This window comes from Nitritalea sp. (assembly GCF_054166705.1).
Map to the genome: position 1 here is coordinate 18,238 of NZ_JBSZCV010000001.1, position 24,743 is coordinate 42,980.

Annotated in this window: 15 protein-coding genes; 3 read left to right on the forward strand and 12 right to left on the reverse strand. The window is 48.2% G+C overall.

The window, feature by feature from the left end; translation table 11 throughout:
• Positions 1-15 precede the first annotated feature (15 nt).
• The 12 genes from ACXIT9_RS00060 to ACXIT9_RS00115 all read right to left on the reverse strand — a co-directional run bounded on the left by ACXIT9_RS00060 (position 16) and on the right by ACXIT9_RS00115 (position 17,566).
• Positions 16-1,722 carry an amidohydrolase gene (locus tag ACXIT9_RS00060; RefSeq protein ID WP_458054255.1) on the reverse strand — a complete coding sequence of 569 codons (1,707 nt, stop codon included), beginning with the start codon at positions 1,720-1,722 and terminating at the stop codon, positions 16-18.
• A 128-nt stretch (positions 1,723-1,850) separates the two neighbouring features.
• Entirely contained in the window at positions 1,851-3,170 is a 1,320-nt protein-coding gene (locus ACXIT9_RS00065) for an aminotransferase class I/II-fold pyridoxal phosphate-dependent enzyme (protein WP_458054202.1), read from the reverse strand.
• 89 nt (positions 3,171-3,259) lie between these two features.
• Positions 3,260-4,027, reverse strand: coding sequence for a formylglycine-generating enzyme family protein (locus tag ACXIT9_RS00070; RefSeq protein WP_458054203.1), 768 nt, complete (start codon positions 4,025-4,027; stop codon positions 3,260-3,262).
• Positions 4,017-5,177, reverse strand: a complete 1,161-nt coding sequence (locus ACXIT9_RS00075) for a 6-bladed beta-propeller (protein ID WP_458054204.1) — start codon at positions 5,175-5,177, stop codon at positions 4,017-4,019. The genes ACXIT9_RS00070 and ACXIT9_RS00075 overlap by 11 nt, the downstream gene beginning before the upstream one ends.
• Before the next feature lie 51 nt (positions 5,178-5,228).
• Positions 5,229-5,489, reverse strand: a complete 261-nt coding sequence (locus ACXIT9_RS00080; RefSeq protein ID WP_458054205.1) for a hypothetical protein — start codon at positions 5,487-5,489, stop codon at positions 5,229-5,231.
• A gap of 453 nt (positions 5,490-5,942) precedes the next feature.
• Positions 5,943-6,425, reverse strand: coding sequence for a hypothetical protein (locus tag ACXIT9_RS00085; protein WP_458054206.1), 483 nt, complete (start codon positions 6,423-6,425; stop codon positions 5,943-5,945).
• A gap of 5 nt (positions 6,426-6,430) precedes the next feature.
• Entirely contained in the window at positions 6,431-7,840 is a 1,410-nt protein-coding gene (locus tag ACXIT9_RS00090; RefSeq protein ID WP_458054207.1) for a RagB/SusD family nutrient uptake outer membrane protein, read from the reverse strand.
• A gap of 9 nt (positions 7,841-7,849) precedes the next feature.
• Positions 7,850-11,251 (reverse strand): SusC/RagA family TonB-linked outer membrane protein, encoded by a 3,402-nt coding sequence (locus tag ACXIT9_RS00095; protein ID WP_458054208.1) that lies wholly within the window; start codon positions 11,249-11,251, stop codon positions 7,850-7,852.
• 81 nt (positions 11,252-11,332) lie between these two features.
• Positions 11,333-12,373, reverse strand: coding sequence for a FecR family protein (locus ACXIT9_RS00100; protein ID WP_458054209.1), 1,041 nt, complete (start codon positions 12,371-12,373; stop codon positions 11,333-11,335).
• A gap of 97 nt (positions 12,374-12,470) precedes the next feature.
• Positions 12,471-13,058, reverse strand: coding sequence for an RNA polymerase sigma factor (locus ACXIT9_RS00105; protein ID WP_458054210.1), 588 nt, complete (start codon positions 13,056-13,058; stop codon positions 12,471-12,473).
• A gap of 345 nt (positions 13,059-13,403) precedes the next feature.
• Positions 13,404-15,710, reverse strand: a complete 2,307-nt coding sequence (gene katG / locus ACXIT9_RS00110) for a catalase/peroxidase HPI (protein WP_458054211.1) — start codon at positions 15,708-15,710, stop codon at positions 13,404-13,406.
• 254 nt (positions 15,711-15,964) lie between these two features.
• Entirely contained in the window at positions 15,965-17,566 is a 1,602-nt protein-coding gene (locus tag ACXIT9_RS00115; RefSeq protein ID WP_458054212.1) for a calcineurin-like phosphoesterase C-terminal domain-containing protein, read from the reverse strand.
• Between the two features lie 392 nt (positions 17,567-17,958).
• Here ACXIT9_RS00115 and ACXIT9_RS00120 point away from each other — a divergent pair, with 392 nt between their 5' ends.
• Genes ACXIT9_RS00120 through ACXIT9_RS00130 form a run of 3 tightly spaced genes read left to right on the forward strand, consistent with a single transcriptional unit; the run spans position 17,959 to position 24,739 of the window.
• Positions 17,959-19,716 (forward strand): hypothetical protein, encoded by a 1,758-nt coding sequence (locus ACXIT9_RS00120; RefSeq protein WP_458054213.1) that lies wholly within the window; start codon positions 17,959-17,961, stop codon positions 19,714-19,716.
• A 2-nt stretch (positions 19,717-19,718) separates the two neighbouring features.
• Entirely contained in the window at positions 19,719-22,520 is a 2,802-nt protein-coding gene (locus ACXIT9_RS00125; RefSeq protein WP_458054214.1) for a tubulin-like doman-containing protein, read from the forward strand.
• Entirely contained in the window at positions 22,517-24,739 is a 2,223-nt protein-coding gene (locus ACXIT9_RS00130) for a hypothetical protein (RefSeq protein WP_458054215.1), read from the forward strand. Before ACXIT9_RS00125 ends, ACXIT9_RS00130 begins: the two co-directional genes overlap by 4 nt.
• The last annotated feature ends 4 nt before the right edge of the window (positions 24,740-24,743 follow it).

Sequence of the window (24,743 nt, forward strand, 5' to 3'; positions counted from 1 at the left end):
CGCTTAGACAGCTTCTTAATCCTCCGCAGTATAGACAATCTTGCCGCCGACCACAGTCATCTTTACCTTCGTTTTTAACAGGTCCTGATCCGCCACCGTCAGCAAATCTTGATCGAAAATCGTGAAATCAGCAGCCTTGCCCACAGCCAAACTACCCTTAAAGTTTTCCTCAAATTCCGCATAGGCGCCATCCAGCGTGTATGACTTCAAAGCCTCCGCACGGCTCATCTTCTGATCCGGCTCGAAACCCTCCTCCGGCTCGCGCGCTAAGGTCTGGCGCGTCACAGACGCAAAATAAGAGGGAATCGGATCCAATGGCTCCACCGGCGCATCCGTGCCATTCGATATCACCGCACCCGACTGTAATAACTTCTGCCAAACATAGGCCCCATCCTTGATGCGCTTGGGGCCGAGCCGCCAAATAGCCCATGGACGATCCGAGCTCAAATGAATCGCCTGAATCGCCGCGATCACGCCCATAGCACCGAACCGGTCGATGTCGTCTACATGCAAATGCTGCGCATGCTCGATACGGAAACGGTGATCCTGCACCTCTGGGAACTTCGCGAAAGCCGCCTCATAGCGGTCCAGCACCTCGCGATTCGTGCGGTCGCCGATCGCATGCGAGCAAACCTGAAAGCCTAGCGCCAAGCCTTTCTCCGCCACTTCTGTCACCAGATTAATCGGCATCGTCTCATGCCCTCTATGCCCCGGCTTATCCGTATAATCTTCCAGCAGCCACGCCCCCCAAGGGCCTAGCGCTCCGTCCATGTTCAACTTGATCGAGCGCACCGTCAGCAGGTGGTCCTCATCGATAAGCGGCCCTTTCGCATACCACTCTTGGAGCAGCTCCGGCTGCCGGCTCGTCAGCATCACGTACATCCGCGCCGTCAGACGCCCCTCCTCCTTAAATCGGGCCAGCAGATCGATGACATCCTGCCCGCTGCCCGCATCATGGAAAGAAGTAATTCCCTTCTCAGCCAGCTCTTGCAGCGCCAGCTCCAGCGCTCGCTCCATACGCTCCGGCGTATCCTGCGGCACTAACTTGCTCACCAAGTAAGAGGCCCGCTCCACTAAAACCCCCGTGGGATTCCCTTGCGCATCGCGAATGACCTCCCCTCCTTCTACCTCTTGCACACGATTTTCGGAGCCCAGCACCGTGATGCCCGCCAGCTCCATCGCCTTCTGATTCACAAAGGAGGCATGGCCCGAAGCATGGGCCAGATACACCGGATTATCCGGCGTTACCGCACTTAAAGCCTCATGGGTTTGGAAGCCCTTTACCGTCTGCTCCGGCATCTGGATCCACTTGTCCTGGTGCCAGCCACGCCCCGTAATCCACTCCCCAGGAGCCATCTCCTTAGCCGCCTCAGCGACCTTTTCGACCAGCTCCTCGTAGGTTTTAACGTACATCAAGTCGACGTCCAACTTATTATACCCGATGCCCAACAGGTGCGCATGCGATTCGATAAAGCCTGGCGTCATCGTGCGCCCTTTTAGATCGATCAGCTGGGTGCCATTGCCGCGGTAAACGTCCAGCTCCTCCAGCGTCCCCAGCGCCAAAATCAAGCCATCCTTCACAGCTACGGCCTCCACTTCCGGCTGATCCGGCTCCACAGTGTAAATTTTACCCCCGGTAAAAATCAGGTCTGCCTCCGTGCCAGCTCCCGAACAGGCGGCCAGCAGTAGGGAAACAAGCAATGCTTGCAACAGGTATTTCATGCGTTTCATTTATTTTGATGGTGTGCTCGAAGGTAACCATTTCCCACGAACACAAAAAATCCATCCTTACAAGCGGTCGATGGAAGGAACGAAGGTTGTTTTTGGCCCATGGGCCAAAGCATGCTTCCTCACCTCGCTTCCCTGCAGCGCTGGATAAAGGCAGTCAGGCGAGCTAGGGCCTCCCCTAAATCCTCAGCGCTCATCCCACTGATCACCATGCGAAAATAACCCTTTTGGCGATGCCCAAAACCAGTTGTGGGAGTAAGCAGCACGCCCGTCTCCTCATAAATGCGCAGCCAGAGCGCCTCCTCATCCGGTTCTTGCCCGGAAGGAAAGCAGTCTTGCAAGCTAAACCAGGCAAACAAGCTACCTGCAGCATGAAAATAAGGTACCTGCAGGGGGGCAAAAGCCCTGGCCACCTGCACAAATGCGTCAGTCAGCGCCTTTTTATGACGGGTTAAAAATTCCTGCATAAAGGCTTTGTCTGCCAAAAGGCGGGTCAGTATCCACTGGGTGTAATTTGACATCCCATGGGTGAGCGCCGTATTCCGGAATGCCTGGATCAGCGCCTCGGAGTAACTGTGCAAAACGCCCACACGGAAGCCCGAAAGACCTAAATCCTTAGAAAACGCATACCAAAGGTGCAAGTAGGGACTTTTATGCCGCGCCATGATAGTCCCAAAGCTGCAAAAATGAGGCTTTTCGATACGCTGCGCAGCCAGCTCAGGATGACTCCAGTCCAGCTGCGAGAGCCCATAAATTTCATTCACAATCAGGTGCACCTCTTGCGCCATGCACCACTGCGCCAGCTGCTCCAACTGCGCCTCCCGGTAAATACCTCCCGTCGGATTATCGGGCTGGGTGAGGATAAGCATGCGCATGCGCTTCCCCTTTGCACGGAGTGCTGTGGCCTGCTCCTCCACTGCCGAGAGAGGGAGGTCTAGGTAAGGACCGCGATGCGCTAAGGTGTCCGCCACCGGAATATCCACCCGACGAACGCGGGCGAATGCCTGCAGATCAGCCCTATAAACAGGATAGGCAGGAGCAGGGATGGCCGCTACATCTTCTGGATCAGCGAGCAGGAAAGCACTCATCTCGATGATGGAAGTAGCGCCGACAGCGGTGGCGATGGTCTCCGCAGGGGGCGCTTGCGCAAAGAGATGCTCCCCCAAAAAATCAGCAATAGCGGAACGAAACTCAGGAACACCGGCCGGATCTCCATACGTAGCTGCCCACTCCGGCGGCGCCTCTTCCGCAGCCAAGCCATGCAGGCGCTGCTGTAAAAAGGGCCAGTTCAACAGATTCTCTGCTACATTTAATAGCAGCTTGCCCTGCGGATTTTTCGTGGGGTGGTAGCGGTTTTGCATGCCTTCGAAGTAGAGGTTTAAATCTACACGAGAGGGACTTTGGGCGGCAGCCCTACCGAGGGAAGAAAGTGATGTGGACATGAAAAGATTGCTTTTAAGTACGTATACGACAGTAGCGAACGTACGAAAAATATCCCGAAATCGCATAACACCTCCCAAGTGTTCTATACCTACAAGTCTTTCACCAGCCGAATTCCCAAGGTTCCCGAAGGCCAATCGATCGGCCAATTGAGCTGTGCATTATTCGTAATCTTTCCGATTTCACAGGTCCCTTTATCGTCCACAAAGGAGCCGCCTATCCGCACGAACTGCCCTGGGTTAAGGACAGAATAGACAAGCTCTTGTACATTTCCTGCGAGATCATAAATTCCTAATTCATTCGGTGCTTTGGTCCCCACCGGTTCGGGAAAATAATTATCTGAATTCTTTTCGTACCAGGCCACCTGCCTGATTTTATCCCCTCCAGGATATAGAAAGGGGTAATCTGACTGACCCGCTTTAGCCGCATGCACCCACTCGTCATAAGTAGGTATACGCTTGTCTACCCACTGGGCATAGGCTAAAATGTCCTCCGGCGCCAAGGCCATCACCGGCCTATTTTGAAGCGCTGGCTCCGTGGCCATATCCAGAGGGATGCCTCTCTTGGCATAATAAGGATGTGTACGCCATGTTTCATCCTCAGAAACTTGCCAGCCCTTACGAGGAACGGTTATCTTAACGCCCCCGATGCGCTCCGCCACAGTGACATACCCGGTAGCTTGTACAAAGGCATAAAATTCTGCATTTGTAACCTCATATTGGTCCATATAAAAGGCAGAAATCGTGTCATTACCTGGCACGAGGACCATGCCCTTAGGTGCAGATTTAGGCTGCTGCGCCTGCAGCGCAAAGGAAAACAGCCCTATCAGAAAAAAAGAAACAAGTCGCTTAATTTTCATAGACACATAAAATAAATTTTCGAGATTGATTTTTAAATCCAGGAACTACTGTTTCTAATGTAGCCAGCAGATCCGTATGTTCCTCTTGGTCTAGGTACATGTCAAAAAACTCATCCTCTATCAGTTTCATCAGTTTTTTATCATGGATTTCCAAGTGGGGTAGCAGGGGAAGACCAAGCCTTTCATCCACCAGCGTCTGGGCTAATTGAAACTGGCCGTTTTTCTTATTCAAAACTCCCCAGCGTGTCAGAGCCCCTGATTTCACGAGCAGCATCAGCTCCAGATTTTTTGTTCCCACATAATTATCGGCAAATGCCAACTGATTTCTTTCTGCTAAAAGATCCATAAACTGATTAAAGGACTCCCGCTCGTAGAAATTGTCGGTAGGCGCTACGTCCTGCAGCATGAGCTGCTTCCCCAATGCTCCCTCTTCCTGAAAGAAAAAAATACGGGTCCCGAAGGCAGGCGCTAAAACTGCCTGACCCGACTGAACGGTTAAGGGCTTCTCTCCCGTAATGGAATACCTCAAGCCTGCAGGAGTAGGAACATGCTCAGCCACGCGCTCTAAATTTTCAGCTTTCAGAACGCTGAGCAAGGGGGCACCTTCGGACTGCGCGAATGTGGGACTCGGAAGGGTATGCAGATACACGAGCCCATTTCCCGCATAGGCGATATAATTATAGAAGCCATCGTCTGGGAAGGCCCTATCCCGTAGGTACTTTCCTTCACTGCTAAACTCAAATAGTTTTCTTCCATAAGCACCAAGTACTAAAAGCGTCTGATTATCCCAGTCATAGGCCATATCTTCAGCATCAGGTAGCTCACCGGGACCATTTCCGCCTAGGGGTATTTCAGCCACAAAAGCACCTGACTCCTCAAAAATAAAGATCCCCTCCCCTAACTCGGCATCTAAAATAAAAAACTTGCCATCACCTGCTAGGATTTTATCCGCCTGATAAAGTGCTACTTCCGCCGACACATCCAGAAGCACATAGCTCGATTTTTTAAAGAAAGGAACGATATCAAATTCCTCCACCTCTGCGAATTTACCAAATTCCCTTTGCTCTACGCCCTCCGCCGCTTGCTCTTTCGGAGCACTGCAGGCAAACCAAAACAAGACGCCGGCCATTAAAAGAATAGATTGCCTCATACTAATCAGAAAGCTAAAGTTGCATCCCCAAAAAAGGGGATGCAATTAAATTTATTTACACAATGTTGAATTACATGTTTCCTGAAAAGCAGCTTTGCAGGCTACTTTTGATCCAAAACCTAACTCCACCCCAACGGATGCACCACTTGTTTGGCTATAACTTATTTTAACCTTAGGGGACTTGACACAGAAAACTTCCTTAGGCCCTTTTCCACCATCCGATTCTAATTTCTCCTTTTGGGCTACTCCTAAAAACGGCAATGAAAAAACGCAACAGCATACGATACTTGAAACGGCAATAAACTTTTTCATTTCATAAATTATTTAATTTACCGATGTCTAACGCATCCAAACTTGATTAATAGAACAATTGGTTGACTAAATCCTTTATAGTTTGACCAAAATAAAAAGAAAAAACTTAAAGTCAATGTATGAACAAAAAAAATTTACATTATTTTTTTTCCACCACCTAGTCCCCATACTAGCGTTATTCAAATAAAAAGTAGACACAATCGATTACAAGCCAATTTTCGGGGGAACGCGCCCAGGAAGAGCGTACGCCCTCTTGCTAAAACTGCAGCCGCAGGAAGTAAACCAACACTTACACAGCCGAAAAGTAGCGAAAGGATACTTAAAACGCACTAGGACATAGGAGGAGAAAGCAGATCGCGAATGCTGAATTAAAACCTAAATAGCCGGCAAAAAAAAGACCGCTGAAACAGCGGTCCTTTGAAGTGAGTATGAAGATTGTTTTACATGTTTCTATTAACGACGGATGTCGATGCCGATGCGTCGGTTATTAGCGCTAGCGCGCACTTCCTCGGTAGGCTGCAGTTCAAATACTAGACGCACCGCTTGGGTATTCGTGAGCTCTGGTATCTCTACTGTCACGAATCCAAAGGCCTCACCTGCAGGGATACGCACCATGCGGCCCTGAGGCAGGTTAAAGTGAACGCCTTCTTGCGCCGTGGTAGCTGACGTTACGATGCGCGCCTCGATTTCAATATCTTGGTCATGCAGACCACCGAATAAATTGACCCGATACTGACGTACACCTGCATTATTTCGAAGCGTTCCAATGACAGGAAAATCTAGTCCAGGTGCAGTAGTTCTTCCTACAGAATCATCAAATTCCACGGTTAGCGTAGTAAAGAGAAAACGCTGGTCGATGTCTTCAAAGCAGCCTGTAAGCAAAAAGCTCATCAGGAAAGCGAACAGGAAAGTAGCTTGTTTTTGTATTGTTTTCATAGCGTTTAGTACCCTCTGTTTTGTTCTAAATTAGGATTAATCTCGATTTCTCGGTTTGGAATGTTATTCAGAATACGGAAATCATTAAACTCAATCACGCCGAATTCTTTCACGATATCTCGACCCAGACGCTTCAGATCGAAGAAACGGTGCCCTTCGAAGCAGAATTCACGTCTTTTCTCGATAAGGATCTCTTCCAGAACCTCAGGGCCTGATAAGCCACTTAGCGCCTCTAGGCCCGCACGCGTACGTACACGATTTAACTCTTGCAGCGCTAGGTCGAACTGTCCCAAGTGATAATGCGCTTCTGCCTTATTGGTGATTACCTCTGCAAAGCGAATAACAGGAACATTATCCAGGTTAGGAACACCATTTTTGCTGGCAAACTTGTTCGTTTCTCTGAAGTTTGTATTCACCCCAAGGCCTCTTTGGATCAAACCCTGACGCAAGTCATCTGCTGCAAACTGCGCAAATAAATCATCCGTAAACACCACGTTTCCATGAGAAGCCGGGTTCGGGTCATTCAAGAAAGTACGCGTCATGTAGGTAGCGCGAAGCGATTCATTTGCTCCGATGTTATCAGGAGCCGCAAAAACAATCTCGAAGAAAGACTCCGGATGCACAGGCGATCTCCACACTTCTACTGGATCAGAAGGGAAAGTAGCCGCTCCACTTGAGAAAGCCAGTTCCGCCTGCTGAATTACACGCTGATAATCACCATTGTAAAGGGCTACACGGGAAAATAAGGCAGCCGCAGCTCCTGCCGTCGCAAAATGAGGACGACGTGCATTGCCGACAGGCAGTAAAAACCCGTAAGCCTGCTCTAGGTCATTATAAATAAAGTTGTAAACCTCCTCGATGCTGGCACGAGCGGGAAGAGTAATCTGATTCACCGCAAGCACACCCGTAGTCAAAAGAGGAACCCCGCCCTTATTCACTTCTTCGATAATCGCAGTAGGATCGTAGGCATACACCCGCATCAAATCATGATAAATTAAGGCACGTAAGAAGTGTAACTGACCGCGGATATTGTTCTCAAAATCCGTTACAAAGGCCTGCTCATCTAAGGCTTCGAAAATCAGATTGATCTGATTCAAACTGAAGTAAGCAGCCTGCCAGTTGTTCATATGAGCGCCTGGGTTGTTATTAAACTGTCCCACCAGACGATTTCCAGCCCCTGTGTTAAAGGCATTGTCCGCTAATAATTCTGGGATCGCCAGAAAATCTCTGCCGTACATTGTCACCTGACGAAGACGTGCGTAGACGGCATTCGTCGCTGCCGTAATGGCCTCTGGGCTCGTCAAGGCAGTAGCTGAATCTACCGACTGCCGAGGCTCCACGTTTAACCATTCTGCACAAGAGCTCAGTGTAAACACCAGGCCCAGTATAAAGTAGTTGAATCTATTTTTTTTCATGTCCAAAAATTAAAAACCGATTTGAATACCTGCCGTGTACGCACGCGTCTGCGGGATAGCCCCCTGTGTAGAAGTAAAGTTACCTTCACCGATGACCAGCTCAGGATCGTATCCTCTCCACTTCGTAAAGGTCAGTAGGTTGACCCCTTGTGCGTAGACACGTGCAGAGCGTAATTTCATTCTGCTAACTAATGGACGTGGCAGGTCGTACGAGGCCGACAGCTGACGTAAACGGATGAAAGAAGCATCTTCTAAGAAACGAGAGCTTGCACTCACGTGCGAACGCCCCCCTGGCTCTGTACCGCCATCAAATGGACGGGGAACAGTTGTGATTTGACCCGGCTCTGTCCAGCGATTCAAGTAAATGCTTTCCAGTGCATTTCGGTTATCCTGACCATTTCTGAACCAGAAGCCCATCTGTCCTGAGTTCGAAAGCTCACGTCCATAATCATACTGGAAGAAAACACTAAGGCTGAATCCTTTGTAAGTAAAGGTATTCGTGAATCCACCGAAGTGCGAGCTCAAGCCATTCCCGAAGGTGGCAAAATCGTCTGGCGCGATTGGGTTATAAATGATGTCGCCATTTCTATCGAAGAACATCGGACGTCCAGTAGCTGAATTCACCCCTGCATACTGCGCTAAGAAGTTTGTTCGTAGCGGGAAGCCCACACGTACCGACTGATTGCCCGGTAATACATCATCCCCACCTAGGTCAAGTACTTCATTGTTAATGAAGGTAATGTTAAAATTAGTAGACCACTCGAAGCTGCCTTTTCGAAGATTCACCGTACGAATTTCTAATTCCAAACCTTCATTCTTCAGCTGGCCCACATTCGAGGTAACATTACTAAAGCCGGAAGTCCAAGGAAGCGGTCGATCCAAAAGTAAGTCATTACTTAAGCGTCTAAATACTTCCACAGCACCACTTACACGTCCATTAAAGAAGGCATAGTCAATACCGATATTGGTGGTAATATTACGCTCCCAAGCCAGTAAGGAGTTCTCGATTCCTGAAGGTCGGAAGCCAGGCTCTTGGTTATAGTTAGTCGCCGTAGAGCTGCCGAATAAACCTAAAGCTTCGAAGTTGCCGATATCATCATTACCCGTTTCCCCATATCCAGCACGAAGTTTTAACTGATCGATCCAGCTTTTATCGGTTAACCAAGACTCTTCTGTCAAGTTCCAGCCTGCTGAAACAGCAGGGAACCAACCGAAACGATTGTCACGACCGAAGCGAGAAGAACCATCGTAACGCAGAACCCCAGATAAGAGGAATCTTTTGTTATAATCGTAGTTCACTTGAGAGAAAACCCCCATACGTCTAAAACCAGTCCAGTTTCCTGAGGCACCCGAGATAACTGCTGCAGCTTGCATGGTTCTAAACTGATGCGTAGTAAACCCTTGTCCACTGATGGAAGAAAACTCACGGATATCACTTCTAAATTCACCCCCTAAGAGCGCGTTAAGGTTATGACCTCCCTCAAACTTGGTATTATAGGTTAATACTTGGTTGGTGATGAAGTTCACATTACGGAAACTCTGTGTGGTGAGTGAACCCTGATTCGCAAACCCAGAGCGTGTTCTTGGGTCCGTGTAGGTTTCGCTGTCGATCACACGGAAATCCACCCCATAGAAACTTTTAAAGCTCAGGTTATTGTAAATTTTATAGACCGCGTCCACGTTCGCCACGATAGACTGCGTACGGCTTTGCAAGGTATTTAAAAGCGTTTCCGAAATAGCATTTCGGTCCATAGCGCCCGGAAAACCTTGAACAGGTGCGTTCAAGCTTCCATCATCCAGGAAAATAGGGAGCCAAGGCAGCATCATAGGAGAAGAATACTGAGGAGCAGCAAAAGCTCCCGTAGAACCGGAACTACCTGTAGTACCATTCTGAACGATGCTGGCCAGGTTAATATCAAAACCAAAATCCAAGCGCTCGTTTTCTTTATGACGCACACGGAACTTACCCGTACTACGCTGGAAATCGATACCTACCACGTTCCCATCTGCCTGATTATGAGAACCAGAAATAAAGAAGGTCGTCTTATCGTTCCCCCCTCTGGCGCTGAATTCTACATTTTGTGTCCTACCCATCTGAAAAGCCTCACGCTGCCAGTTGAATGTAGGCAAAGCCGCGATATCCGCATCTGAAAAGTTGTCCGGAAAGCCCAGCTGCCGCAGCGTATTTACACGGTTTACCTCAGGGGTACGGTTCGGAAAGCGGTTTTGAACAGCCGTCAAACGGGCGTCCATAAACTGCTGGCTGTTCATCATACGCACTTCCGGCATAGGCTCAGTAATCCCAGTAAAGAAGTTTAGGGTAAATTCTGTTTTACCAGACTTACCAGACTTAGTCGTCACTAAAAGTACCCCATTGGCTGCCTGCGCACCATAAATAGAAGCCGCAGCACCATCTTTTAACACCTCGATAGACTCGATGTCATTTGGATTTAGAAAGGCCAGTGGGTTACTCGCCGTATTTCCCGCCGTCGTGTTCGTATTTAGCTGCACACCATCCACGATGATAAGCGGCTGTGAACCGGCTGTAATAGAGCCCACGCCACGGATCTGAATCGAAACAGGCCCGCCTGGCACCCCATTATTCGCCATAATGTTTACCCCTGCGACTTGACCTTGTAAAGCTCGGTCAAAAGAAGCTACTGGGAAGTTTTGAATCACATCGCCTTTTACAGAAGATAAAGCCCCTGTAATCGAACGCTTCTCCTGCACGCCATAGCCGGTCTTCACAAACTCCGCCATCTCAGAAATCTCTTCCCGTAGGGAGATTGCAAAAACACTCTGATTACCTACCGGCTGCTCTAAAGTCCTAAAACCAATAAAGCTGACGAGAAGCACATCACCCTGATTCACCCGAAGACTGAATTTACCATCTAAGTCTGTAGTTGTCCCACGAGTGGTTCCTTTCACCAAAACACTGGCGCCCGGAATCGCTTCCCCTCTATCATCCACCACGGTTCCAGAAATGGTTCGCTCCTGAACAGCACGCGTAAGCTTAGCCGCGTCAGCATTCGTCGCCGAACTTTCGCCTGCCTTGATAATGATCTGACGCCCATCTACCTCATAACTAAAGTTGTACGCCTTGGCCGCTTTTCCTAAAACTTCTAAAGCATCTTGATTATCTAAAGAAAAATCAATAGCTTGACCCGCTAACTTTTCCACTACCTTATCGTTATAAACGATGAGATAGTTACTGTTACGCTGTATCTCTTCGAATAAAGAGATCAGGTCTCTGTCTTTACGCTGAACGCGCATTTCGGCCTTGTTTTCAGCGGCCTGAGCTCCTGTCGGAGCAAAGTGGAAACCTTGTGCCATAAATACGGCTGCGAGCACCCACGATTTCGTGGAGCTACGCCGTACCTGCACCATTTCCTTCAAGTAATGGTTTAACATGTGACGCTTACATTATAGTTGAACTTGCTTAAGGGCGGGAGGGGTTGTTGCAGCAGCCTCTCCCTTTATTATTTTTACTACTTAAATTCTATAAATCAACACTTTCCGCGCATCGATACGTTTGTAATTTAAATCCGATGCCGTCGTCACGAAGTGTAACACCTCCTCGATATCCTGGCGTAAATCCAGCCGACCACTGATGGTCTCCATCGCTAGCTGAGGATCACTAAATTGAATATCGACATTATAATAACGTTTAATATCCTTACTCAGCCGCGTGAAATTCGTCTTGCGATACATCATATAGCCCTCTTTCCACGATAAATGAGGTGCCGTATCCACTAGCTTGACTCGTAACTCAGTTTCGCCTTTCTGATGCACCCCCAGCTGCGAAGGGCTAAGGAGTAAACTTTCTACCTCCCCACGCCGAGCCTTTGCCGCTAGGCGTACACTCCCATGCACTAACACCGTGGTATTACGCTGCTCGTCCGGATAAGCACGCACATTAAAAGCCGTACCTAAAACATCCACCGTGGAGTCTTCCATCTCCACCCGAAATGGCCGAGTCGCATCCGCCACCACCTCGAAAAAGGCCTCACCACTTAAATATACCTTGCGCTGACTGTCTTCGAAACGATTCGGATACACCAATCGAGAGCCTGCATTCAGCCACACCTTAGAACCATCCGCCAACTTAACCGTGGCCCGACGTCCGTACGGAACTGTCAGCGTGTGGTTTTTAGGCTTACGTACAGCCTTTTCCTGAGAGGCCTCAGCATCCTCCGAGAAGTCGAAAAACTTCTCCCGCTCCTCGAAAGTCAGCTGCTCTTCCTCCCCAAGGTCTAAAGCGATGTATTCCTGATCACCTACCTCCTCCTGAAGGTTAGCCCAGAACCGCTCCTCCTCTAAATCTTGTACCAAGTGCACATAAAGAACAGCCACAGCTGCTAACAAGCCGACGAAAACAGCCGCCCATTTTAAAAGCATCCGACGGTTTTCTCGCTGCCGCTCCCGCTTGATACTTCGTGCTATCTCTTCCCATAAGAGCTCACGACGCCCTTCAGCGATCCGCGGCTCCGAGGAAAAAAAGCCCCTCCATATTTCCTTCCAATGCTGTCCCAAAAGAACACAGGTTATTGTTAATTGATAAACAAAGAGAATTTCGCCCCCTTCATCTAATAGAGAAGCTTACAGAGAAAATATAGACGCGAAAAATAAATTATTTTTCAAAATAAAAATCAAAGCCCTTTGCCACCACCACATCCTGCAGGTTATCACGCAGTTGCTTTACCGCGCGGTACAGCAGCGTTCGACAGGTCGCCACATTTAATCCCATCAGCGCTGCAATCTGATCATAGGTAAAATCATTTTTGAAGCGCAAGTACAGCACCTCCATCTGACGATCCGGAAGCTTGGAAATCTCTTGAAAAATCTTTTTGCGGACACGTTCATTTTCCTCTACCTCCTCGAAAAGCGAAAAAAATTCCTCCTTAGAAGGAAAGGCCGGTGGAAAGGAGTCTACCTGAAAACGCAGCTGCCGAGCATTCTTTTCAGCCGCAGCGATTAATTTGCGCTTCAGCGCAAACATCAAATAATAAGCAGGAGCCTCTACGTCGGAAAGATTATGACGATACTTATAAAGATCTAAAAAAAGATCATGAATGGCATCTTCCACGTCCACTGCCGCCATCCCCAGGCGTAAACCATAGTCGTGCAGCCCCACCACATGGGCATCATAGAAATAACGGATAGCCGCGCTATTCCCTTCTTTTAACTTTCTCCAGTATCGTCGCTCCTCTATGCTCACAATAGAAACGGTAAGTAATGCTAATCCTTGCTTGGTTAGGTGAAAACAGGAACGCTCACCTATTATGCACGAAATATGAAGTAGAAAAAATCAAAAAGCAAACACTTTTCGATAAAAAGACAAGGTTTGTTTTTAATGTACAAAATCGAACAATTCATTTTTTAAGAAAAAATAGTATATTCTTTGAATTATCTCATTTCAACAGAAAAAATAAAGTACAGCAGGGGGGATAAGCCTATGGATACCAAATAATAGTTTGAAAAAATAAGCCCGCCCCTTCTTTAGGGGTGGGCTCATACTTTATCTAAATGGTTTTCAGAAGAAAATCCGTTTAGCCTATACAGTTTATTCCTCTTCTGTGGAACTCATGTAGATCTGAGGGGCCTGATGCGTGATGTCAAATCGGTCTAACATCATCACTTTCGTCCAAGCACGTACGAAATCATTTACAAATTTCTTATGGTTTTTCTCCGTACCGTAAACCTCCGCCAAAGCGCGTAATTCAGAATTAGAACCGAAGATCAGGTCAGCACGTGTGGCTGTCCACTTCACCTCTCCTGTCTTGCGGTCACGCCCCTCGAAAATCTCTTGATCCTCATCGATAGCTTTCCACTCATAACGCATGTCGAGTAAGTTAACGAAGAAATCATTCGTCAACTGCCCCTCACGCTCCGTGAAAACACCATGCTTGGAGCCATCATAATTCGCTCCCAAAGCACGCATACCTCCCACAAGAACTGTCATCTCAGGAGCTGTAAGCGTTAATAGCTGCGCCTTGTCCACCAACAATTCCTCCGTAGAAAGTGTGTACTTCGTCTTTAGATAGTTGCGGAAACCATCTGCCATCGGCTCGAGTAAGTGATAAGAATCTACATCTGTCTGCGCTAAAGAAGCATCACCACGACCCGGCACGAAAGGCACATTCACCTCTACGCCAGCTTTTTTGGCTGCATCTTCTACCGCCACATTACCCGCAAGGACGATAAGATCTGCCATAGACACCTTACGTGTACTTGACTTAGCATTAAATTCCTGCTGTACCTTTTCTAAACCTGCTAGGATACGCTTCATCTCTTTCGGATTATTCGCCTCCCAGTTCATAAAAGGCTCCAGACGAATGCGAGCGCCGTTTGCACCCCCTCTTCTGTCCGAACCGCGGTAAGTGGAAGCCGAAGCCCAAGCCACATGAACCATATCACTGTTCGATAATCCTGAACCGCGAAGCGCAGCCTTAAGGTTATCGATATCCTGCGCGTTTACCATGCCGTAGTCCGGTAGAGGAATAGGATCCTGCCAGATCAACTCCTCTTCAGGAACTTCAGGACCTAAGTAAGCCGTTCTAGGACCCATATCACGGTGTGTCAACTTAAACCAAGCGCGGGCAAAGGCATCATTGAAGGCGTCTGGATCTTCTAAAAAGCGTAAGGCGATTTCTCTATAAATAGGATCCTTAATCAAGGCAATATCCGTCGTAAACATGTATGGAGGGTGCTTTTTCTCCGCATCGAAAGCATCCGGAATGATCATCTCAGGATTTTTTGGAATCCAGCGGTGACCGCCAGCAGGATTATCCGTCTTCTCCCACTCGTAGGCGAATAAAAACGTCAAATAATCATGATTCCATTTCGTAGGAGTAGAAGTCCATGTCACCTCTAGACCGGAAGTAAAGGTATCCGCACCCTTGCCTGTACCATTAGAATTTTTCCAACCGAAACCCTGCTCTTCGATACTAGCAGCTTCGGGCTCCTTGCCGATTTTATCCACATCGCCCATTCCATGCGACTTGCCTAAGGTATGCCCTCCAGCGATAAGTGCTAAGGTCTCCTCATCATTCATTCCCATACGACCGAAAGTCTCCCGAATATCACGGGCCGAAGCGATCGGATCACCGTTTCCTCCTGGACCCTCTGGATTCACATAAATTAAACCCATCTGCACTGCCGCTAGCGGATTTTCTAACTCACGATCCCCAGTGTAGCGCACATCATCCGCTAAAAATTCCTTTTCTGAGCCCCAATACACATCGGTTTCCGGCTCATACACATCCTCACGACCTCCAGCGAACCCGAACGTCTTAAAGCCAGATGACTCTAAAGCCACATTTCCCGCCAAAATCATTAAATCCGCCCAAGAAATGTTATCCCCATACTTCTGCTTGATCGGCCAAAGTAACCTTCTCGCCTTGTCCAAATTCGCATTATCCGGCCAGCTATTTAGCGGTGCGAAACGTAGCTGCCCTGAACGGGAACCTCCTCGACCATCACCCGTACGATAAGTGCCCGCACTGTGCCACGCCATGCGTATCATAAGCCCTGCATAACTGCCGAAATCCGCCGGCCACCAGTCCTGCGAATCGGTCATCAGCACCAAAAGGTCCTGCTTTACCGCATCGTAATCCAACTTGTTAAACGCCTCGATATAATTGTAATTCGGATCCATCGGCGTAGACATCACCGAATTCTGACGTAAAATCTGTAAGTTCAACTGGTTCGGCCACCAGTCATCCTTACCCGCCTTTCGTGTAGCAGCCCGCATGGTGGCACCTGACCAGCCATCGACCTCTTCGCCTTTGTACTCCTTTTTCCCCTCCTGAGCCTCAACTAGGAGCGGACTAGCAGCTAACAAGGCAGCCATCATTAAGATTCTCTTCATATTTATCTGATTATTGGTGAATTTCTTACTAACCGAACGCTAATTTACAGCCATAGTTCGCATAGATGAAATCGATAATATCTATATTCGATAGGTTTTATCTATCAATCACCTTTAATAACTCTACTTCCTCATCTCCCTATCGAATAACTGCACTGAAAAGCAAAAGTTTACCTAAGCCAAAAATGAAAAAAGCACATGCCCTAAAAAAGAACATGCGCTTTTACTTTGCCCTTCGGGCTACAACTTCTCCTCTAACGCTGCATCGCCTCAGGAGCAGCGACTACGCGGAAGGTACGCGTCGCACGATGCTTCTGCCCATAGCTGTCCGTGGCTTCTACCTCGAACGTGTGCGTGCCAGCAGGCAGATCTGTCGGCACGTTCGCCGTCCACAGGTGATCGGTCAGCACCGGATTAGAGGGGCGCCGGCCGGATAAAACCTCATCGGCTACATCCCAAGCAAAGGTCTTTAAAAAATACGTCGGATCCACCGACTCCACCTGACGCATGGCCTGCCACTTGCCGCCATTTATACGGTAACGCAAGCTATTATCTGCTGCTCCCACGAAGAAATTCGCGATCAACTGAGCGCTGCTGCGCTTGCCTGCTTCGATCACCTTCGGTGCAAAAAGCTCCATCTGGTACTCCGCAGGCTTACCGGCAGCCTTGTAGCGCGTCTTGTACTCGGTGCCTGAAACCTGTAAAAACAGATATCCATTCGGGCTGCCATCCCGCATCGTCGCATCTGGCAAGCCCGCTTCTGTCATCGTTCCCTTATACCAGTCGCCGGAAGGCGTGCCTACATTAAAATGGTGATGGGCCTTGTCCTGTGCAAAACCATCGCCACGGCCCCAGTAGGTCTGCTTCATGTAATGCGTGTGGGCAGAGAAAGAGACCGAATTCTCAAAGGGTGACAGCAAACGCAGCAAGGTCTCCCGATCAGCATCCCGAAAGCTATCCCCATTTTCTTCAAAAATCGGGATGTGCATGAACACGACTACGAGGCGATCCTTTGGCACGAGTGCCAAATTATTTTCTAGCCAAGTCAGCTGGTCCTCACGCATACCGCCCCAGTAACCCTTTCCATCCCGCGGATCCGGGTACAGAATGTTTTCTAAAACGATAAAATGAGCATCGCCTTCATTAAAGGCATACGTCGCCGGTCCGAAGGTAGCCGTAAAGGTCTCATCACTAAACGCATCTTTCTCCACATCGAAGTTCATGTCGTGATTGCCCATCACACTAAACCAAGGAAGGCCCACCTGCCCAATGGTCTTCGCGTAGTACGGAAAAAGGTCCAGCTTGTCTCCCACGATATCACCGAGAGAAACCCCGAAAGGCATCTCCTTCAAATTGGGAATTTGCATCACCTCTTGCACCACGCCGCGGTTAAAATACTCCAGCTCTTCTAGGCTGTAGGGCTGAGGATCTCCGAATACCAGGGCGGTAAAATCGGTCTTCTTAGCTCCAGGGAGCAAAGGGAAATCCACACTTTTCGGCAGTGCTCCCGTAGGTGCGGATCCTGGATAGGTAAGCCCCTTAGGAGAGCCCTCCGGCTTATGGATGTAATAAAACTGCGGCAGGTTGTTTTCATTTACCGGTAGCGAAAAATCCGCAGGCTTGACCACGAAAACGGTTTGGCCCGCCTGAATAGGTAAAGAATAGCGGCCCTCAGCATCGGTCAGCACCACCTCCACACCATTCGAGACGGCCACTTCGGCAATACCCCTTTCGCGGCGCTCTTTTTTACCATTGCCATTCAGGTCCTCGAAAACCTGGCCTGTAACGCGCTCCTGAGCAGAGAGGCTGAAGCTCATGCCTACCCCGAGGAGCAGGAAACAAAATTTTTTCATCATAATAGGGTTTTTCTTACGGCCTACGGCCAAAAATTAAGTTGTGATCGACCAAAGACTCCCCACAAAATAACCGGAAAGGAGCGAAAAGTAGATCAACTTAACATTAAGCTTTTAAGAAGGAATTGTAACATTCCCATCATCTAGCCCCCTCCCCCAGCCCTAAACTCTCTGTCCTCTAAGCTACTACCTAGAAAATTCACTCGCCCTCAGCATGCGTTTATTTACAAAACACCTACAGTTCTTCTTCCTGCGGCGCACTTGCAAAGTCAATCACATTCTCCACTTGAGGCTGCTTAACTTTAAGTGAATAATCGATAGGGAACATGGCTCGACCAAGCTCCTAGCATGAAGCCCTTCGAATTCTATACATGCTGATCGAAATTTTCTGTTCTATGAACACTTCCTCTCACCGGATAGCCCCAGGGCTGCTTTTCTTCTTTTCGTGTTTTTTCTTCTTTTCAGCCACCCTTTGCGCCTACTCGGCGCAAAAAAAAGAGAAAAGAATTTATATCCTCGATGGTACCGCCTCCATGGTGGGCTTTGGTGGGGCCGAGAAGGTCTGGCATAAGGTACAGCCGCTGCTCATCGAGAACATTACGGAGATAAATGAACAACATGCAGATCTGGTGCTGGTTGTTTTCGCGGATAAACTCTACCAAAAAATCGAAGGGAAGGATAACATCCTGGCATTTATCAGGCAGTACACACCCGACTTAATAAAATATACCAATATTCAAATCGGCTGGGAGGCAATCTCCGACCTACTGGACCCTACGCTTTTTAACTTTGTCACGTTTATCACGGATGGCATCCATAATCAGCCGGGAATTAGCGTGGCCGATCTGGTGCGCACCATCCAACAGGTGGACCAGCAGCTGGCAAAGGTCCAAGCTTTCACTTGTTTCGTACGGTTAACGGAGGCATCTATCCAGCCTGAAATCACGCAGACCCTCAAGCAAACCAACTATATCACCTTCTTAGATGGCATTCGCTTTCCTGTGGTGCTGCGCCCTAAAACCAGCACCTTAACACTCAACTTACGCGATGAAAATGCCCTGGTGGAAACCATCTATTTCGACATCTTTAATGAACAAGATTTTCCTGAGCAGCTAACCCTGAAAGGGCTCTTAAAGGACGAAAAACAAGCACTTAGCCTGACAGGAAGTAACTTTACCCTCGCCAAAACCAATCCCACGCTGAAGCTTAGCCTACAGCCTACCGGCGCTGCAGAAGCGGTAGCCGAAACGGCAATTCGCGAAGTCGTCCTGGCGCTACAGTCAGAAGACCCCAATGTGCTGCTGAGCCAGCCTGCCATTCGCTTAAAACTCGTCAACAAACCTGAAAGATACCTCTCCCTAACGACCAGCACCCAACTGGGAAAAGCACGGAATTACCCTGCTTACCTGTGGGGGAAGGCCCATACAGATACGCTCCGACAGCAGATCGCATTGGCTTGGAGTGCGGATGCCAAAATCGCTAACGCTACCGCAGAACTCATCTGGGAGTTTGCCGATACTGAAACCCCTGCAGTGTTACTTATAGATGGACAGACCTCGCCTAACACTCGACTGGAAGTAACTAGCAATCAAGACACTGTAGAGGTGGTTTGGGTGCCTGGATTAGCGGGATCCCAAGGACGGCAATTTGGCGCTCTCTCCGTAGAAAGCCGCCATTTAGACCGCACGAACGTAACGGAGCCGCTCACCTTCAGCTACCAAAATGCGGTGGGTTGGCATCCCCTAAAAACAAGCCTTTTCTGGATAGGAATCTGCCTGATAATAGGGCTCGTCCTGTGGTTTTTAGTGCTGCGCAACCTCATCTACAAAAAATTCCCCCGTGTGACCATACAGTTCTTAGAGCCCCAGTTTCGGATGGTAAAATTAAAAGGTGCCAAAGCGTTCTCCTTAACGAACAAAAGGCCCAAGCAGTCAGCTCTTTCGACTCTTTTTACAGGTGAAAATCGCTATCTAATCGACCTGAATCTGGGAGATGAGCTCCTCTTCCTCCCGGGGAAAAACAAGAAAAATCCGATTCGGCTAAAACCCAATCCCCGCTACACCATCCATCCGGTAACTGTCTTTTTAACACCATTTTCAGAATACACACTCTTAGAAAACAATAAAATAATCGCTAAAATAAAAATCGCATAACCATGGCAAAGCAACTACGACGCACCCTTTATATCGGACTGGGAGGCACAGGCCTTCAGGCTATCCTGGAAACTAAAAGAAGACTTTTAGAAACCTATCTCGAAATCCCTCCCATGATCGGCTTTTTGGCCGTGGACACAGATGCCAATGCCGCCAATAAAACACTACCTACTAAATTCGAAAAAGTCCCCGACGCTACACTGGACAAAAGCGAATTTTGTAGCTTGGTGGTAAATAATCCACGTGCTATTTTTGATCAGCAGCAAAATTTATTTTCCTGGATGCCCCCAGAAAACGCCCAGGCCATGGTGGCCATCCAGTTCGGTGCAGGACAGGTGCGGACCACCGGTAGATTTGCAGCCATCTGTAATTATAATGCGCTAGAAACCGTTATCTCGAATAAAATCTCGCAAATCGCCTCAGCAGAGCATATCAATAATAATAATTATCGCCTGGCGAATGACACCCTCGAAATCCACATGGTATTTTCTTTAGGGGGAGGCACCGGAAGCGGTACTTTTATCGATGTAGGATACATCTTAAAACACATCGTCAACACAAAATTTTCCTTAAAAACGAAGACCTTCGGATACGCAGTTTTACCAGATGTCTTCGCCCAAATGGACCCCGGAGGCACATCCATGCAGCGCGTGCGTCCAAATGGCTTCGGCGCATTGATGGACCTAGACTTCCTCATGCACCTAAATCCTACCAGTGAGCCGATCACGATCGACTATGGAAACGGCACCCCACTCCGCTTTAAAGAGTCTCCTTTCGAATCCGTAACATTAATTAACAACAGTAATCAAAGCGGTCACATCTATACACGCGTAAACGATTTAGCTGAACTCATCAGCCTAGGCCTTACCATCGGAGGTAGTGATCTAGGCGCAGGCGTGCAAAGTGTCATGGATAACGTCGTTACCATGGTAGCCTCTGGCTCTCTAGATGTGGAAAATAAGAAGGCTTGGGCCAATGGAATGGGCATCTGCGAAATTAACATCGACGGAAACCGCCTTGCCAACCTCTATGCGGAGAAGGTGATCGAAAAACTAATCTTAAACCTAGAGAACGTCAGTGGTGACAGTAGCTCCACAGTAAACGCCTGGATCGATTCACCTGAAGTGATGATCCGCGAAAACAACGGAAGGGATGATTTAATTAATAAAATCCTTGACGCAAACCCTAGAGTTCCGCTCCTCGATATCGATGATGTTAAAAATCCTGAGCCCTATTTAAATCAGTTCATCGAAAGTGCAAAAGTTTCACCTGAGGAACTCCATAAAACCACAGTTTCACTTTTAAACACCAGCACTACACAGCTCAAAGAATTGTTTAAAAAAGAGCTCAATAAGCCCTGTGGACTGGGAAACAGCCTCCAAATCGCGCAAGAGCTACTGGTTAGCTTTAATACCTTCAAAAAAGACATGCAGGAGGAGCGAGAAGAGTTTAAAACCCGCATCGCAAACCTAGAAGCGCAAATGAAAGTGGCCGCGCAAGAGCTTGTGGAGGTGGCAAGTAAGTTCTCCTTTCGGAAAAAAGCGGCAGTGGACGAATGCAAACAAGCCCTTATCAGTATAACGAATGAGCTGGCTAAAAGCCACAGAGAAGTAAGCCGCCGAGAGTACGCGATTATTTTTTATACCGACTTGAGCCAAAAGGCAAGAGAATTTACAGAAAAACTCGAGCATCTAAGAGAGCAGCTAAGTAGCTTATCGGAACAGTCGAAGGTAAAAAGTAATAGCCTTACAAACTCTATCAATTTAAACAGTAAAACCTTCGTCATCGAGCTTCAAAGCCGCTATGCCGCTACTGTCACACCATCAGATAGCGATGCGTCCGTTGAAAATTTTATCCAAAGCTTAGATGGAAATAAACTGTTCGACTTTATGGGCATGAACGAAGAGCTCATGCGCACACGCCTCTGGGATTATAGCGCTAAACTTACGGGCACACGGAAATGGCGAAATATTTCGATTAACGAAGTCCTCCAGGACCTCCCTAAAGAACAGCTTGATCAAATCATCCAGCAGTCCATCCAAAAATCTATGCCTTTGTTCGCCTATGATTTTAAAGGTATCGTGATCAATAAAAACCTACACCAATCCTTCTTTGTGGGCCTACCAGAAAGTACCGGCGCCAGCCTACTCGAGAAAGACAGTTATTTCAAATCCTTCCTTCCTGCCAATACAAACGTCAATTTCACCAGTACGGGAATACAAGACCGCATCATCATTTACCGTCAACTTGTCGCCGTGCCTGTGTATGCTGTGGTAGGGGTTTCTGGCTATGAGGCGATTTACAAGCAGGAAAAAGGCCGTAAAAACTTCCACATCGATAAAAACTGGGAAAACCGCATGATTCAAGAAAACTTCTCTATTCACCCGGGAACCGATGAAAGCAATGCACTAGAGCTATGGGTAAAAGGGCTGCTTCATGGCTTTATCGAAAATAAAGCAGGCAGCTACCGCCTAAAATCCAGACTCCTCGGGAAAGCACTCGCAGATCACTGGCACACTCTGGACGCAAGTGGTTTTAGAGACGACGCTTTTCATGTTTTTACAAAACAACTCCCTCAATTCGAATCCGAGCTGCAAGAAAACATTCGCGAAAAAGAACAAAAAGAAGGGAATAGGGAGGTAAAGCAGCGGCTCCAAAGTATGACCGCGGAAGCCTACCTAGCCACTTATTCGCAAGTAGGCATTTCCGCGGAAGAACTCACTAGGGAAGAGAAGAAGTTCGGAGGTGTCATGGACTTACTCGAAAAAGAACTCAACTATATTCATACGGAACTTGTAGGATGAACTATCAGCTAATCACCGTCTGCATCGGTAAGCCATTAACTGCCCTCTACCAGCATTTTCAGCATCTGAAATTGCGCCAAACAGCGAATGAGGAAGAAATGCGTGTGATCTATTTTGACCTAGACTTCGAAAGCACCCTTATCGGCTTTGGTAAAGAACCTGTAGCCCCCTCGCTCGATAGAGAGGGGGCTTTACTCCGGCTTCAAAAAGTCTATGAAAGCAGCGTAAACATCGCCAGCGGTCAAAACTTCCTGCACATCAATGTAGTCCTTGCCACAGGCGACCAAGAAGCAGAACCCCTAACAGAAATGTTCCTTTCCCTAGTGGACGAGCTGAGACTAATGAGTAATGCGCAAATAAAAATTCTTACCATCGGTATCGCAGCTAATCTTACCCAAGGGCTTTTAGCCCACAATTATCTCAGCGCTCGCTCACGGGAAATTCAGGCGAAAAATCTAGCCAGCCTACTACGAACGGTAGAAAAAAAAGAACATAGCTTGCTGATTTTAGAGAACAAAAATAGCTCCGGACTTAGCCTCCAGTTTGAAATCAGCCACCTATCAAGAATCCTCTTTGAATGGGCAAATACACTCAGAACGAATTACCGGCAGTTCAAACTTGTCTATGAAAAAATAGGGGTATATAGCCTGGGAATGGCTTCCGTCTATTTCGACCCCGTAGAACTACGACTCCAATTGACCTGCATGGCACTCCGGCAGCTGTATGCCTCCGCAGGAGTTGAAAAGCAACAAGAGAACAGCCCAAAACTATCCCCTACCCCGGTACTTTTACCCCTCCATGCCGAGGCATTTAAAAAAGACTACCACGACTCGCTAACTAATATCAACCGTAAAGAAGTTGAGAGCGCGTCCGAAGAAGAGCAACATGCCCTAGCTTTTTGCAAATCAAAAATGCAGCGCATCATGAGCTCCATACAAGATGCCCCGCTTTCTATTCCCGAAAAACGGCAGCTGCTCCTTGCCTACAAGGCAAAGGTCCAAGAGCTACTTCTACCCATTCCCCCGAAAGCATCTCTCCCATTTTCTCTTACCTCCTTAGTACAGGTCCCCAAACTCTCCGTACCTTATGCAGCTGATGTGTCGCATGCGCTGGGAATTCACCTAAATGGGATACGCTCCTCCCAAGCAATGCCACCACCCCAAACGAGTGCGTCACCGGTTTCTGAGAGCCAAAAAGTAAAAGCGCAGCTAGAGGCCGTGAAAGTGGAGCTTGAAAATACGGAAAAGCGCTACACACGAGCCGCATCCCTGCACCGCCTATACATCACCAGCGCGGCGCTGATCGCCTTAACGGGCGTAGCGCTCCTACTGCTCCTTGTAAGCATCCTCCCCGGAAGCATCACGCTACTCAGCAGCCTAATTCCTCTTCTCTTTCTAGCACAAAAAGGAAAGCTACACTCCGAAATCACTGAACAAAAAGTCAGCATGAAAACGCTAGAAGAGCAGCTGAAAACAACTACAGAAAAGCAGGAGCAAAAGGATTTCATCAGACGTATGACCAGTAAATTAAACAAGACGTGGACAGCCTCTTTAGCCCAATTACAGGACCTGTTCGAAAGGCAGCTTACCTTCTTTAAGCAGATGGAACAGGCCTACATCCACTTCCAACCTCTGGCACCCTCTTGTGCAGAAGAAGTCGTAGGCCCCTTTCTTTCTGTCATCTCCTGCGCAAACAGAGAAGCCCTCTATCAGGAGCTCGTGGCACCTCACATGGATGGAAAAAGACCAGAAGACTTCTTTCAAAAAGAAGCGCTAGAAGACGGGAGTATCGCAAAACCCTTTGAGCAGCTGCGCGAACAGGTAGAAAGGCAAGTGGCCGCATTAATCGCAGAACCCTGTGAGGACTTCCACCTTGGCCTGTTTTTAAATGCCAAAACGGCCAGCCCTCATTTTGGAAACCCATTTTCCATCGCCCATTACATGCACCATCTGGAACGGTACAGTGCCCCCTTCATCTTCTTGAAAGATCTCCACCTCGGCGCTCATGAAAGTCCTGAACATTTTATCTTTTATCCCCAGCAGGACTTGGAATGTGCCTCGCTCATCAGTGAATTTCAAAAACACTTCCGCCTGAAACCCCTCTTTCAAGAGTGCAGTGGCGCAAAGCAGCAGCTCCTAAGCTTTCAAATCAAAGAAATTACCGATTCAGCTTCGATCATAGCCTTGCATCCAAGCGTACTCACGAAAGTAAGGGATTAGCACG

Excerpts from the sequence above, each read along its gene's own strand:
- ACXIT9_RS00120 (WP_458054213.1), top strand. The coding sequence starts at position 17,959 with ATGAACACTTCCTCTCACCGGATAGCCCCAGGGCTGCTTTTCTTCTTT.
- ACXIT9_RS00090 (WP_458054207.1), bottom strand. The coding sequence starts at position 7,840 with ATGAAAAAAAATAGATTCAACTACTTTATACTGGGCCTGGTGTTTACA.
- ACXIT9_RS00060 (WP_458054255.1), bottom strand. The coding sequence starts at position 1,722 with ATGAAATACCTGTTGCAAGCATTGCTTGTTTCCCTACTGCTGGCCGCC.
- ACXIT9_RS00070 (WP_458054203.1), bottom strand. The coding sequence starts at position 4,027 with ATGAAAATTAAGCGACTTGTTTCTTTTTTTCTGATAGGGCTGTTTTCC.
- ACXIT9_RS00065 (WP_458054202.1), bottom strand. The coding sequence starts at position 3,170 with ATGTCCACATCACTTTCTTCCCTCGGTAGGGCTGCCGCCCAAAGTCCC.
- ACXIT9_RS00130 (WP_458054215.1), top strand. The coding sequence starts at position 22,517 with ATGAACTATCAGCTAATCACCGTCTGCATCGGTAAGCCATTAACTGCC.
- ACXIT9_RS00125 (WP_458054214.1), top strand. The coding sequence starts at position 19,719 with ATGGCAAAGCAACTACGACGCACCCTTTATATCGGACTGGGAGGCACA.
- ACXIT9_RS00080 (WP_458054205.1), bottom strand. The coding sequence starts at position 5,489 with ATGAAAAAGTTTATTGCCGTTTCAAGTATCGTATGCTGTTGCGTTTTT.
- ACXIT9_RS00085 (WP_458054206.1), bottom strand. The coding sequence starts at position 6,425 with ATGAAAACAATACAAAAACAAGCTACTTTCCTGTTCGCTTTCCTGATG.
- ACXIT9_RS00075 (WP_458054204.1), bottom strand. The coding sequence starts at position 5,177 with ATGAGGCAATCTATTCTTTTAATGGCCGGCGTCTTGTTTTGGTTTGCC.
- ACXIT9_RS00095 (WP_458054208.1), bottom strand. The coding sequence starts at position 11,251 with ATGTTAAACCATTACTTGAAGGAAATGGTGCAGGTACGGCGTAGCTCC.
- katG (WP_458054211.1), bottom strand. The coding sequence starts at position 15,710 with ATGAAGAGAATCTTAATGATGGCTGCCTTGTTAGCTGCTAGTCCGCTC.
- ACXIT9_RS00115 (WP_458054212.1), bottom strand. The coding sequence starts at position 17,566 with ATGATGAAAAAATTTTGTTTCCTGCTCCTCGGGGTAGGCATGAGCTTC.